Source organism: Lachnospiraceae bacterium JLR.KK002, from assembly GCA_036941025.1.
Classification (GTDB): Bacteria; Bacillota; Clostridia; order Lachnospirales; family Lachnospiraceae; genus Petralouisia.
This window is the reverse complement of record JAYMNP010000001.1, coordinates 3,078,996-3,092,403: the sequence shown is the minus strand read 5'-3', so window position 1 is coordinate 3,092,403 and position 13,408 is coordinate 3,078,996. Positions and strand designations below refer to the sequence as shown.

General features: G+C 47.2%; 14 protein-coding genes, 1 tRNA gene and 1 pseudogene. 13 read left to right on the top strand and 3 right to left on the bottom strand.

What is annotated here, in order from left to right:
* Positions 1 to 59: 59 nt before the first annotated feature.
* The gene (gene bsh / locus VSQ32_15045; GenBank protein MEH2944141.1) at positions 60 to 1,037 is read left to right on the top strand and encodes a choloylglycine hydrolase; all 978 of its coding nucleotides are present in this window, start codon (positions 60 to 62) and stop codon (positions 1,035 to 1,037) included.
* 80 nt (positions 1,038 to 1,117) lie between these two features.
* Here bsh and VSQ32_15040 read toward each other — a convergent pair.
* Both VSQ32_15040 and VSQ32_15035 read right to left on the bottom strand, forming a co-directional pair.
* Positions 1,118 to 1,191, bottom strand: a tRNA-Pro gene (locus tag VSQ32_15040).
* Between the two features lie 52 nt (positions 1,192 to 1,243).
* A complete protein-coding gene (locus VSQ32_15035; protein ID MEH2944140.1) occupies positions 1,244 to 1,828 on the bottom strand; it encodes a biotin transporter BioY in 585 nt (194 codons plus the stop codon).
* Between the two features lie 441 nt (positions 1,829 to 2,269).
* Between VSQ32_15035 and VSQ32_15030 the strand changes: the two genes are divergently transcribed.
* The 12 genes and pseudogenes from VSQ32_15030 to VSQ32_14975 all read left to right on the top strand — a co-directional run bounded on the left by VSQ32_15030 (position 2,270) and on the right by VSQ32_14975 (position 11,905).
* On the top strand, positions 2,270 to 2,785 hold the full coding sequence (locus VSQ32_15030; GenBank protein MEH2944139.1) for a hypothetical protein: 516 nt from the start codon (positions 2,270 to 2,272) through the stop codon (positions 2,783 to 2,785).
* A 41-nt stretch (positions 2,786 to 2,826) separates the two neighbouring features.
* On the top strand, positions 2,827 to 3,006 hold the full coding sequence (locus VSQ32_15025; protein ID MEH2944138.1) for a hypothetical protein: 180 nt from the start codon (positions 2,827 to 2,829) through the stop codon (positions 3,004 to 3,006).
* Positions 2,949 to 3,347, top strand: a pseudogene (locus VSQ32_15020) (helix-turn-helix domain-containing protein). The gene VSQ32_15025 and the pseudogene VSQ32_15020 overlap by 58 nt, the downstream one beginning before the upstream one ends.
* 171 nt (positions 3,348 to 3,518) lie before the next feature.
* Entirely contained in the window at positions 3,519 to 4,856 is a 1,338-nt protein-coding gene (locus VSQ32_15015; protein ID MEH2944137.1) for a citrate/2-methylcitrate synthase, read from the top strand.
* A gap of 78 nt (positions 4,857 to 4,934) precedes the next feature.
* Positions 4,935 to 5,681 carry a hypothetical protein gene (locus tag VSQ32_15010; GenBank protein MEH2944136.1) on the top strand — a complete coding sequence of 249 codons (747 nt, stop codon included), beginning with the start codon at positions 4,935 to 4,937 and terminating at the stop codon, positions 5,679 to 5,681.
* A complete protein-coding gene (locus VSQ32_15005; GenBank protein MEH2944135.1) occupies positions 5,671 to 6,741 on the top strand; it encodes an AAA family ATPase in 1,071 nt (356 codons plus the stop codon). Before VSQ32_15010 ends, VSQ32_15005 begins: the two co-directional genes overlap by 11 nt.
* A complete protein-coding gene (locus tag VSQ32_15000; protein ID MEH2944134.1) occupies positions 6,738 to 8,117 on the top strand; it encodes a hypothetical protein in 1,380 nt (459 codons plus the stop codon). The genes VSQ32_15005 and VSQ32_15000 overlap by 4 nt, the downstream gene beginning before the upstream one ends.
* 58 nt (positions 8,118 to 8,175) lie before the next feature.
* Positions 8,176 to 8,433 carry a hypothetical protein gene (locus VSQ32_14995; protein ID MEH2944133.1) on the top strand — a complete coding sequence of 86 codons (258 nt, stop codon included), beginning with the start codon at positions 8,176 to 8,178 and terminating at the stop codon, positions 8,431 to 8,433.
* A 104-nt stretch (positions 8,434 to 8,537) separates the two neighbouring features.
* A complete protein-coding gene (locus tag VSQ32_14990) occupies positions 8,538 to 8,666 on the top strand; it encodes a hypothetical protein (protein MEH2944132.1) in 129 nt (42 codons plus the stop codon).
* A 443-nt stretch (positions 8,667 to 9,109) separates the two neighbouring features.
* The gene (locus VSQ32_14985; GenBank protein ID MEH2944131.1) at positions 9,110 to 9,901 is read left to right on the top strand and encodes a PepSY domain-containing protein; all 792 of its coding nucleotides are present in this window, start codon (positions 9,110 to 9,112) and stop codon (positions 9,899 to 9,901) included.
* An 86-nt stretch (positions 9,902 to 9,987) separates the two neighbouring features.
* Entirely contained in the window at positions 9,988 to 10,623 is a 636-nt protein-coding gene (gene nth, locus VSQ32_14980) for an endonuclease III (GenBank protein ID MEH2944130.1), read from the top strand.
* A 22-nt stretch (positions 10,624 to 10,645) separates the two neighbouring features.
* Positions 10,646 to 11,905: a DUF1015 family protein gene (locus VSQ32_14975; protein ID MEH2944129.1), complete on the top strand. Its 1,260-nt coding sequence runs from the start codon at positions 10,646 to 10,648 to the stop codon at positions 11,903 to 11,905.
* On the opposite strand, the gene VSQ32_14970 is transcribed toward VSQ32_14975, so the two are convergent.
* A complete protein-coding gene (locus VSQ32_14970; GenBank protein ID MEH2944128.1) occupies positions 11,865 to 13,271 on the bottom strand; it encodes a PLP-dependent aminotransferase family protein in 1,407 nt (468 codons plus the stop codon). The two genes, VSQ32_14975 and VSQ32_14970, sit on opposite strands and share 41 nt — an antisense overlap.
* Between the last annotated feature and the right edge of the window lie 137 nt (positions 13,272 to 13,408).

The window sequence follows — 13,408 nt, the reverse complement described above, 5'->3', positions numbered from 1 at the left end:
ATATGATAAAGCATAACATAAGGTTATTGGCCTGTCAAAAGGGCGGAAAAGGAGATGCGATGTGTACCAGTATTTCGATGAAAACAAAGGATTTTTATTTTGGGCGTACCATGGATCTGGCAGAAGGATTTCAGGAGTGCGTGGTGTTTACGCCGCGGAATTTTGCGTTTCAGTTTCGGAAGGAGGGAATGCTGCACCGGCATTATGCCATGCTGGGAATGGCCTCTGTGATAGAAGGAATTCCTCTGTATGCGGAGGCTGTAAATGAGAAGGGACTTTGTATTGCGGGGCTGAATTTTCCTGACAGCGCGTATTATCCCATGGAAGAGGAGGAAGGCAGCGCCAGTATTTCTCCTTTTGAACTGGTGTACTGGATTCTGGGAAAGTGTGCTTCTGTGGAGGAGGCCAGAGAACTTCTGGCGTCCACACGTTTAATCGGGATTCCTTTCAGTGAGGAAATACCTCTGACGCCTCTGCACTGGCATATTGCAGACAGGGAATCTTCTATTGTACTGGAGTCCACCAAAAGCGGGCTGGAGGTTTTTGAAAATTCTGTGGGAGTGTTGTCAAACAATCCGTCTTTTCCGTTTCAGATGACAAATATCTGTCAGTATCAGAATCTGATTACAGGCCAGCCTGAGAACTGTTTTAACCGGATTTCCACTTTGCAGCCTTTTGGGCAGGGACTTGGGAGCTTTGGCCTGCCTGGGGATTTTTCTCCGGCCTCCCGTTTCGTAAAGGCCTCTTACCTGAGTATGAATTCGGTCTGTGAGGAGGATGAGCAGAGCAGTATTTCTCAGTTTTTCCATATGCTGGATTCGGTGGCTATGGTAAGAGGAAGTGTGGTTACTCCGGAAGAACGTTATGAGATTACCAGGTATGCCTGCTGTATCAATGCAGATAAGGGAATTTATTATTATAAGACTTATTCCAACAGCCAGATTACTGCAGTAAATATGAACCGGGAAAATCTGAATGGCTGCCAGTGCAGGAGATTTCCTCTGAGAACTTCCCAGCAGGTGGCCTGGATGAATTAAAACAGGAAATATGAAAATAGAAAAAGTGCCGAAATCCCTCATATGAAAGGAAATCGGCACTTTTGTCCTGTACCATATAATCGATGCGACAGGATTTGAACCTGCGACCTCTGCGTCCCGAACGCAGCGCTCTACCAAGCTGAGCCACGCATCGACATCACTATGGCATAATAACATACTTTTTGAGGTTTGTCAACAATTTTCTTTCAGGAACGAAGGCCGGCCCGGATTAGCTGATTCCGAATCTGAGGCCCGGCAGTCATGGCAAGAACCATCTTTATAAGATCCCCCGGTATAAAAGGAATAACTCCGGCAAACAGAGCGGCCTTAACGTCCAGACCGGCCTGAACAGCCAGCCATGCGGTTCCAAAGGCGTAGCAGACAATGGTTCCCAGAATCATTCCGGTCAGACAGAGCATACGGCTGGAAGCAAATTTCTCAATGAAAATCCCGGCGATAACAGCCATAGGGAGGAAGCCCACCAGATAGCCGCCGGTGGGGCCGAAAAGTTTTTCCGGTCCGCTGGTGAACCCGGAAAAAACAGGCAGGCCGGCCAGACCAATCAGCAGATAGACCAGATAACTGATGGCTGCGTCCCTGGTGCCCAGAACGTACAGGGAAAAATAAATGACAAGGTTTGTCAGGGATATGGGCACCGGCCCAATGGGAAGGGAACAGGGGGCCAGAATACAGGTAACGGCAGTAATAAGGCCGATGACAGCAATCTGGCGGACCGAAAAGCCGGTGGGAGAAGAAAAAGAGTTTTTTGTGTCTGACGATGTTTTTTTCATAAATATCCTCCAAAATTTTTTATGTGCTTACAAGTATAATAGCAGGCTGACAAAATGTCAACTAAAAAAATATATTAGTTTACAATTTAAACCGATTGTACATTTGTAAAGGAAATGTTATAATGAATCAATATTCTGAAAAGGAGAGTGCAAAATGAACAGGTTAGGGTATGTTCCGGTTTGCAGCAGCAGTCCCATGTCAAAAACATGTAAAATTCATGTTTACAGGATTACTGCGCCCTTTTTCAGAAAAATTCAGTGATTTTGCTCCTGTGAAACCACCACGTCAGAAGGTTCTGAAAGATAAGATTTGCAGTAATTCCAGATGAGTTTGGCCCCTGCGCGGCGGCCAGACTCTTTTTGCCTTACAGGATTAAATAATTATGCGCAGCTCGCGGAGGTGAAGTTTATTCCCGCAAGCAATGAGGAAAATAGCCATGCTTGTATGGGTATTTGATTACAAATCTGAATATGCAAAGTTCCATATGGGTGCTGTATCTGGCATATTGCGGGATGAGTCTGGCAGAAATCGGAATACTGGAGGGGGTATATCATGCAACCAGTATTTTTGGCTGGTTTGCCCTGAGTTTTATGATGCAGGCCCTGGGAAATAATTTCAATTCAGGCTCGGAAGAGGCGCTGGTTTATGACAGTATGAAATGTCTGGGCCGGGAAGAACACTGTATGGGCGTATATGGTAAATTAAATGTTGTAATAGAAATTTCTCAGGGGATTGCCACGGTTCCGGGCGGTATTCTGGCAGAATATTCTTATTTTTCATGCTACAGTGCATGTCTGGCAATTGGAGTGCTGGCTCTGCTTCCGGTATCGTTTATGACGGAGATACCCTGCGGTTCTTCCGGAAAAGAAACGGGAGGTGTCCGGGAACTGGTGGTACGGCATTTTAAAAACAGTATTATTTTGAGCTGGGTTATAATAAAATCCAAATCAGTCTGATTCTGCTGCTGACAGGCGGGGCCTCCTGTCTGGGAGCTGTGATGAGCGAAAGGATTTTCCGGAAATACCGGGAGAAAACATCTTTTGTGGGAGCAGTGGTAATCGGGGCTGGTTCTGGTATTTACCGTATGCTGGAATCGAAGAGAAGAGTAAAAGGCTTCAGATGTTTTTCATCTGCCGGACAGCAAATGTTGCAGAATGGGTTACTCAACGAAAATTAAACTTGATTTCCCCGGAAATACGTGATATATTTAGTTTAAAATTAAACTATGAGGTAAGAAGCATGGACTGGATGCTTGAGGGTCTTCTGCAGGGGACCCAGTTTCAGACATTATATAACCGGAGAATCGAAGCATTGCGGGCAGAATATAACCTGCGGAAAATTGATATTGACATTCTGTATTTTCTCTACAAATCCGGGGAACACAACACATCAAAAGATATCAGCAGTCTCAATTTATTTAACAAAGGGCATATTTCCCAGTCTGTGGACCGTATGGCGAAACAGCAGCTCATCTATGCGGTTCCGGACCAGGCAGACCGCCGATGCAGGCATCTGATGCTGACGGAGCAGGCAGCCGGAATAGCAGACCGGGTGACAGAGCTGCGCAGACAGATGTATGACATCATTCTGAACGGAGTGACGGAGGAAGAGAAGAAGGTATTGCTCCAGGTATCCGGGAAGGTCAGCCGGAATATGAAAAATGCCCTTTGCAGCCGAAGGAGGTACAATATGCGAAATGAAAACGAATTGATGAATTACGCCATAAAACAGGAAACAGTCTGCAGGAAAAACGACAGTATTTCAGATAAATTATTTGAGGAGTACGGAGTAAACCGGGGACTGCGGGATATGAATGGAAAAGGAGTGCTCACAGGTCTTACCACCATTTCCAAAATTACATCTTTTCAGGAAGTGGACGGGGTGAAAACTCCCTGTGACGGACAGTTGTGGTACCGTGGCTACAATGTGCAGAATCTGGTGAAGCGCATGGGTGACGACGGATTTGGATTTGAAAAAACAGCGTATCTTTTGCTGTTCGGAGAGATGCCGGGCGAGGAAGAACTGAAGGAATTCTGCGGAATTATGGCCCGGTGCAGGACTCTTCCCACCAATTTTACCAGAGATGTCATTATGAAAGCGCCTACCAAGGACATTATGAATTCCATGACCAGAAGTATTCTGACACTGGCTTCCTATGACAGTCAGATGGATTCTCCGGAAGTCATCAGCAACAGTCTGCGTCAGTGTATTGAGCTGATTAGTATTTTCCCCATGCTGGCTGTGTATGGATATCATGCCTACAACCATTATGAAAATGATGACAGCATGTACATACACCGGCCGGAGCCGGAGCTTTCCACAGCGGAGAATCTGCTGCTTATGCTGCGGCCGGATAAGCAGTACAGCAAGCTGGAAGCCAAGGTACTGGATGTGGCGCTGCTTCTGCATATGGAGCATGGCGGCGGAAATAATTCCACCTTTACCACGAGAGTGGTGACTTCCTCCGGTTCCGATACATATTCTTCCATTGCGGCGGCTATGTCTTCCCTGAAAGGGCCCAAACATGGCGGAGCCAATATCAAGGTAATGGAAATGATGGAAAATATCCGGGACCATATCCGGGATGTTCATGACAAAGAAGAAATCGAAGCGTATTTAAGTAAAATTCTGGAGGGAGAGGCCTTTGACGGTAAGGGACTGATTTATGGAATGGGCCATGCGGTGTATTCCCTGTCTGACCCAAGAGAACAGGTATTTAAGAAATATGTGGAGAAACTGGCATCGGCCAAAGCAAGGGAGGAAGATATGCTGCTTTATAACAGCATTGAGGAACTGGCTCCAAGACTGATTGCACAGAAACGCCATATTTTCAAGGGTGTAAGCCCCAATGTGGACTTTTACAGCGGGTTTGTTTATGATATGCTGGGCATTCCCAGAGAGCTGTATACCGCTATATTTGCCATTGCCAGAATCGTGGGCTGGAGCGCTCACCGGATGGAGGAGCTGATTGGAATGAATAAGATTATCCGTCCTGCCTACATGAGCGTGATGGAAGAAAAGGAATAAAAATGTGCTGCTGTATTGAAACAGCAAAGGACAGAAGTATAATCCGGATTTTATTTCCGGGAGAAGGGCTGGGAACCCATGGAACTGAGGGGATGGAAGTACGAAGGAAGAAAAATATCGGAAAAGCTCCACCGGCAGATTCTGGAAATTACCGGAATTCTGAATGATACGGAGAAGTCCGGCGGACGAAGCTGGAGGTCTCTGCAGGAGTATATGGCAGAGGAGCTGGGCACAAAGCCGGGCCAGATACGGACTATTAAGCGGATGATGGAGGAATTCGGCATACTGAAAAAGGGTGTGCTGAAATCCTCTGAAATTCCGGACAGGGAGCAGATTTATACAGAGGACGGACGCCTTCTGTTGGAATTGCTGGAAATGGAACAGCTTATGAGCCAATGTCTGACGGAGGCCCACCGGCAGCAGATGGGAGTGCTTCAGGAAATTTACCGTCTCTGTTATCAGAAAACGCTGATTTCCTATACCTGTGAAAAAGGAATGCTGCACCCCTTAAAAGCCACCCTGAAGGCATTGGAAGAATATGAATATCTGGATTACTGGGAATGGTATCTGCTGAACACGGTAATCCGCAGAGACGACGATGTGGGGCAGGAGGAAGAGCTGGGACGTCTGATAGAAGAATACCGGGCAGGAAAGTTATCTTTCGGAGCTGGGGCCATTGTGGAAAACAAACTGTCTCACATCTATGTGCCCGGTAATTTTGCATATGGAGGATTTCTTCTGGAAGAAGGGAATCATCTGGATTTGAGACTTACGTTGAACGGGGAATATCGGGAACTTGCGGAAAAAATTATAAATGAGAGGTGAGCATATGGCCGGGGAAGCGGAACGAATGATTGACGAACAGATTGACGCCAGACTGAGGAAGATTATGGAAGCGAGAAATCTGTATGACAGCGCCGGACATATGCCGGAGCAGAAGCCGGATTACAGGGAATCTTCGCCTGATTCGTCTGAGCGCAGGCTGGAAGCCCGGAAACCAAGACGACAGAAGCTGCATCCTCTGAACCAGATTCTGTATGGAGCGCCGGGTACGGGCAAAACCTATGCCACGGTGGAATATGCCCTTGCCATTCTGGAAAACAGAGCTGTTTCAGAAGGGCCGGCGTCTTATCAGGAGCGGAACCGGCAGATGGAAGCGTATGAAAGGTACCGGGCGTCCGGCCGGATTGTGTTTACTACGTTTCACCAGAGTTACGGGTATGAGGAATTTATACAGGGGATTCGGCCCGGACTCTCCGACGAGACGGTGTCATTTCAGGTGGCAGACGGCATTTTCAAGAAGATGGCAGATACTGCCCGAAAGGATGATGAGAACAGCTATGTGATAATCATTGACGAGATTAATCGGGGAAATATTTCCAGAATTTTCGGAGAACTGATTACGCTTCTGGAGGAGGACAAGCGCTGGGGAGAACAGAATCAGATTGCGGTTACGCTGCCTCTGGGAGAGCTGTTTGCAATTCCCAATAACCTTTATGTGATTGGAACCATGAATTCGGCGGATAAGTCGATTTCCCTGATTGACGCCGCATTGCGTCGGAGATTTGATTTTGTGGAGCTGGCGCCCAGGCCGGAGCTGATTGAGGATACCGGGCTTCGGAATGTACTGGTCAGGCTGAACCAATATCTCCGGCAGGAGCTTCGGAGTACAGATTTGCTGGTGGGACATTCTTATTTTATCGGAAAACAGGAAAAAGAGCTGGGAACGGTTATGAACCGGAACATCATTCCCCTGCTGTATGAATATTTTTATGATGAAGAAGCCAAAGTGAAAAAGGCCCTGGAGTGTATCTCCGGCAGCAGTTTTGAGGTGGATGATACAGGGAACAGGCGGATTCGGGTAAAAGAGAAGGTTAGCCAATGACGAATGGTTTTGAATTTATGAAGCTGAGAACAGAGCGTCTTCCTGAATCCTGGCAGGAAGCTGGCGCCCTGGCGGAGCTGGAACAGTTTTTACAGGAAGACTGGCGGCAGCGGGCAGTTTTTTACAGAGACGGGCAGGTGGCGGGCCGGCAGCAGTTTATAGATTTTGACAGGAAAAACGGAATTAAGCTGCAAAATTACGTGGGCACGATTCTCTTTCGGGGCGGACAGCTCAATATTTTCCCCAAAATCTTTAAGGAAGACGAGGATGATTTTGACGGGGCAGACCTGACGCCGGAAGATTTGATAAAGAATCTGGTTTACTGGCTTGGCTATTGCGACAGGCTGCATTTCCCCTTTCTCTCTGTAAAGAGTCAGTTGTGCCATGCGGAAAATCTGCTGGAGCTGTTTATTACCGTCTATGCCCATTATGTAAAAGCGGCGGTGGACTGGCAGCGGTATTACCAGTATGAAGAAATCAGAGAAAAGGGAACGATTATTAAAGGAAGAATTAATTTTAATACCTATGCCCGGAATTATGCTTCCGGATATCCCCATTACCTGGATTATACCTGTGCCGGATTTGTGTTTGACAATCAGATGAACCGGATTATAAAGTGTACCTGTCAGTACCTGCTGAACCTTACCTGTCAGGAAGGGACGAAACAGATACTTCGAAATATTCTGATGAAGCTGGGGGATGTGGCCAGCCGGATGTGCCGCCCTGCCGACTGCGACGGAGTGCATCTGAATCTTCTGCGTTCGGACTACCGGATGATTCTGAGCATGAGCAGGATGTTTCTGTTGAATCAGACTGCTTCCTGCCGGACGGGAATGGCGGATACCTTTTGTTTTCTGTTTCCGGCGGAGATGCTTTTTGAAGGGTTCTTAAGCGGATTTATAAAGGAAATGTTCCAGGAAACTGCCAGGGTGCGGACGCAGACCGGAGACCAGTATCTGGCCAGCCTTGTGGTGGACGGAGAAAATCTGGGAGATGTGTTCCGTCTGCGGGAAGACATTTTGCTGGAATCAGAGTACGGAACTGTGGTGGTGGACGCCAAATACAAGGAAATTGACCGGTTCCGGAAAGTGAAGGAAAACCGGAAATTAAAGGTAAGCGATAACGATGTGAAACAGATGGCTGTTTATGCCGCCAGACGGGGCGCCGGGAAGCTGTTTCTTATCTATCCCCTTCATCGGAATGAGGAACCGGAAACCATGGAGGTGCGGTATGATATTAATCTGGGAGCGGACGGGACTTCGGACTGTATTCCAATGGAAATATTAAAGGTGCCTTTTGCCCTCAGAGAGAGTGAGGAAAAGACCGGGGAACTGCTGCGGGTGATTCTGGGGAAGATGAACCATACGTTACAGTAAGGTTCAGGCGCAACTTTATTTTTTTGCAGATGTGGATACTGCTGTTGATAATCTGGACATGTTGGCGCACAGTGAAGAAATGAGAACCATCGCAGTTGAAACAGATGTGGAGGATTCGGCTTTTCTGGATTTATTTAAAGAAGAAAAAGGAATTGAAGTTGTTTCAAAAACATTTCAGAAGGATAATCCGCCATATGCGGAAAATATTCCCGGAAGGAAGTATACAGGGCTGTCTTTTCAGGAAAAATACATATGCGTCAGCAGCAACGAATACATTGTGAAAAAGAATCTGGTTGAAAAGGAGTGGATAGTATGAGAAAACAGACCATGGAAGAACTGGCTGCATTATAAGGCCTGGAAATTAATGAAACAGAACCTGGAAAAGGAGGTCTGTTTTATGAGGATTCCGAAGGAAATAAAATGCCGGTAAAAGATATTTTTGATACGGCAGATTACGTTGGTTTAAAACAGGAAAGTATCAGTCTGAAGGAATGCCGCAGCTATTCGACTTATGGAGCTGGTGTTTCTCTGATGCTGAATGTGGCGTAAAGAGGTAATCTTATGAGGAAAATAAGTGAAGCGAGAAGTATTCTTACTTAAAAAAAACGCTCATTGATAAATTAAGTTTTGAACGATTTTCATATGATATAAAGGCACAGATTTCGGGAATTTTTTCTGTTTCTGAAGAATCTGTCCCTGGAAAAAAGGTACTGGAGAATAATACGGTTGCCATTTTTTTCCCTGTCTGAGAAGTCAGCTGATGCTTTTAACTTCACAGCCGGGATTTGAACCGGTTATTTTGCCGGTAATGAATATCAATGCTTTGCTGAATGAGGCTGAATGAGGAAGACTGATAAAATCATAAAACGAATAAAAATAATAATCCTGTCCGGAATAATTTCTCTTTACCAGACAGGATTTTTTTGTATAATAGAAAGGCAGTTGTAACGTTTAAACCGTTCCTGCAAAATCCACAGAAAGGAAAGAAAATTATGAAGAAACGGACGCGTCACAAAAGCGAAATATTTCGCAGAACGGGAATTTGCCTGATACTGGCCATGGTTCTGGCGGCAGGTTGCGGAAATCAGAATATACAGAAAGATACCCCTCAGCAGGAAAACACGTCTGCGCAGCAGGAGGACACTCAGACAGACAGCAGACAGACAACGGACAGTCAGACGCCTGCAGACCGGCAGACAGACAACGGACAGCAGAAGGACAGTCAGACGCCTGCAGACCGGCAGACAGACAGCGGACAGCAGGAGAACAGTCAGACGCCCGCAGACCGGCAGACAGCAGGCCAGACAGCTCAGAGCGGAAATCAGGCAGGGACGGTGAATCAGCCGAAGCTCAGCCCGGAAGAAGCAAGAGAAGCTGCTTTGAAACACGCCGGAGTGACCGGGGAGGAGGCCACGGTTATCAAAGAAGAACTGGACTATGACGACGGTGTGACAGAATATGAAATCGAATTCGTGGCCGGCGGCACAAAATATGAATATGAAATCAATGCGGAAGACGGAGCTGTTCTGGGCAGTTCTCAGGAACCGGTGGAAAAACTTCCGGAAAACCTGCAGGGACAGGGAATTATTTCCGTGGAAGAAGCAAAAGAGGCGGTGCTGAGCCATGCAGGATTCACGCCGGAGCAGGTGACTTACACCAAAGTGGATCTGGAACAGGACGACGGTGTGACAGAGTATGAAATTAAATTTTATGCGGACGGAAAAGAATACAGCGGCAAGGTAAATGCGTCTACAGGAGCTATTCTGGAGTATGAGATGGATTAAAAAGAATTTGCCGCAAAAATCAGAGACCTTGCAGCAGGCTGGCGGGGGTTCGGACAAAGGATGTATTTCCGCAGGAGAAAATGGAAATGACAAAAGAAGAACTGGCACTGGAACTTATTGAAAGACTGAAACAGGAATATCCGGACGCAGGCTGCACCCTGGATTATAATCAGGCCTGGAAACTGCTGGTCAGTGTCCGGCTGGCAGCCCAGTGCACGGACGCAAGGGTAAATGTGGTGGTACAGGATCTCTATGCAAAATATCCGGATGTGGCGTCGCTGGCCGAAGCCCCGGTGGAAGATATAGAGGCCATTGTCAGGCCCTGCGGCCTGGGCCGCAGCAAAGCCAGAGACATCAGCGGCTGTATGAAAATGCTTCAGGAAAAATACGAAGGCAGAGTTCCCGATGATTTTGATGAATTACTGAAACTGCCCGGCGTGGGCAGAAAAAGCGCCAACCTGATTATGGGAGACGTATTCGGGAAGCCTGCCATTGTGACAGATACCCACTGTATCCGTCTGGTCAACCGAATGGGACTGGTGGATAATATCAGAGAACCGAAAAAAGTGGAGATGGCATTGTGGAAGCTGATACCGCCGGAGGAAGGCAGTGATTTCTGCCACAGACTGGTGTATCACGGCAGGGACGTGTGCACCGCCAGAACCAGCCCCCGCTGCGAAGCATGTTGTGTCAGTGATATTTGTGTCAGAAACGGCGTATAGGAGAGAAAGAGAGGAAATACAGATGGCAGTAATCAGACCTTTTTGCGCAATCAGACCGGCCAGGGAAAAAGCGGAGAAAATTGCGGCCCTTCCTTATGATGTGTACAATCGGAAAGAAGCGAAGGAAGAAGTGTCAAAACATCCGGAAAGTTTTCTGAAAATAGACCGGGCGGAAACTCAGCTTGGAGATGATGTAGATACTTACGATGCGGCAGTATATCAGAAAGCCCACGATACCCTGTGGGAGATGGTCAGGGACGGTTCCTTTGTAACAGAAGAAAAAAGATGTTACTACATATACGAGCTGACCATGAACGGCAGAAGCCAGACCGGGATTACAGCCTGCGCTTCCATTGACGACTATGAAAAAGGCGTGATAAAGAAGCATGAAAATACCAGAGCGGAGAAGGAAAAAGACAGAATTAATCATGTGAGTATCTGCAATGCCCAGACCGGGCCCATTTTTCTGGCCTACCGCTCCAGTTCCGTCATAAACGAAGTGGTGGAGGAAGTAAAAAAGGAAGAAGCCCTGTATGACTTTACCGCGGAAGACGGAATCCGCCATCAGGTGTGGGTGATTTCTCAGGAGAGCCAGATTGACACGGTGGAAAAAGCCTTTGCGGGGATTGGAGAAATCTATATTGCAGACGGACATCACCGGGCGGCTTCAGCAGTACGGGTGGGACAGATGCGAAGAAAAGAACATCCGGACTATACCGGAGAAGAGGAATTTAATTATTTCCTGTCGGTGCTGTTTCCCGATGAGCAGCTTATGATTATGGATTATAACCGGGTGGTAAAAGACCTGAACGGGCTGGACGAGGAAGAATTCCTGGAAAAGGTATCAGAGATTTTCCAGGTGGAAAAGATTGGGGCCAATGGAGTAAAACCGGAGAAAAAAGGCAGTTTTTCCATGTATCTGGGAGGAAACTGGTATGGGTGTACCATGAAACCGGAGGATATTCCGGACGACCCGGTGGAAGGGCTGGATGTGTCGGTACTGCAGAACCGTCTTCTGGCTCCCGTTCTTGGAATTAAAGACCCGAAGACCGATAACCGGATTGATTTTGTGGGAGGAATCCGGGGACTGGAAGGACTGGAAGAACGGTGTGGAACCGATTGTGCGGCAGCTTTTGCCATGTTCCCCACATCCATTCAGGAATTGTTTGCAGTAGCGGACGCAGGCCTTTTGATGCCGCCAAAATCCACCTGGTTTGAGCCGAAGCTGCGGAGCGGTTTATTTATTCACAGTCTGCAAATACCTGACAGAGCCGGGAAATAGCTTCTGCCATGTGTTCCGGCTGAATGGCAGAGTAGTTCATAATGAAGGTATGCTCCACAGAAGGAGATTTCTGAAAATAATACCGGGACAGGGAAGCCATGCCCAGTCCCAGAGATTTTGCCCGCCGGAGAATGGTTTCATCTGAAACAGAGGTATCTACATACATCAGAAAATGCAGCCCTGCGTCTTCTTCCATAATGGTGATATGGGAGGAGATGGGGCTGTTTTTTAAGCCCTTTAAAAGCAGATCACGCTGGCCGTGATAAAAATTCCGCATACGGTTGATATGACGCTCAAAATGTCCGTCCTGCAGAAAGCGGGTCAGGGTGTACTGCTCAAAAGTGGACACGGTACAGGAATAAAATCCCATGGTGGTGCGGAACCGCTCCATCAGATGTTCCGGCAGTACCATATAGCTGATTCGGATGGTGGAAGCCAGGGTTTTGGAAAAAGTGTTCATGTAGATGACTTTTTCCATTACATCAATGCTCTGGAGGGAAGGAATGGGTTTTCCCATAAAACGGAATTCGCAGTCATAGTCGTCTTCAATAATATATCTGGAATCAGAACCGGCGGCCCAGCCCAGAAGCTCATATCTGCGGCCCACAGGAGTGACTATTCCCGTGGGGAAATGATGAGAAGGGGAAATATGTACAATATCTGCTTCCAGTTCTTCCAGAGCATGTATGCAGATACCCTGCCCATCCATGGGAATATGGCGGCAGGTGACCTGGTTGCTTCTGTATATGGAAGAAATTTTCTGATAGCCAGGTTCCTCCACGCCGTAGATTTTTTCATGGCCCAGAAGCTGAATCAGCAGTCCGTAGAGATATTCCGTTCCGGCCCCCACAATAATCTGTTCCGGACGTACGGACATGCCGCGAAAATCTTTTAAATGAGCGGCGATGGCCTGCCGCAGCGGAAAGATGCCGCTGCCGGGAGGGTTTTTCATCAGCTCTGCGCTGTAACTTCCGATGACTTCACGAAGGAGTTTTGCCCATATGGAAAAAGGAAAGGTGTCCGGATGAGTCTGACTGCTGGTAAAGTCTGCAAAATATGTATCTTCCTGTTGTTCCGGCAGAGGTCTCGACGGGGGATTCTGAGACGCGGGAACCGGCCCGGCAGAAATATCCGCTGCATAATAACCTTTTTTTGGAATGGAATAAATATAGCCCTCTGCCAGAAGCTGTGCATAGGCATTTTCAATGGTGATGGTGCTCACATTCAGGTGTCTGGCAAAACTTCGCTTGGAGGGCAGGCGGCCGCCGGGAGCCAGCACCCCTTTCAGAATATCGTTTTTGATACATTTATACAAGTATTCGTACAGGCTGTCCGTGCCAATATCAGAAAAAGAATAAGTTAGCATTTGGGAATCTCCAATCTGGCTATTTCAGTAATGTGAAAAATATAATTTTCAGTATTGTCAATATTATAAAGAAACCGAAGGGGTTTGTAAATAGCTTGATTGTAAAGTTCCGGAAGTGGTGTAATGTGCCCTGAGGA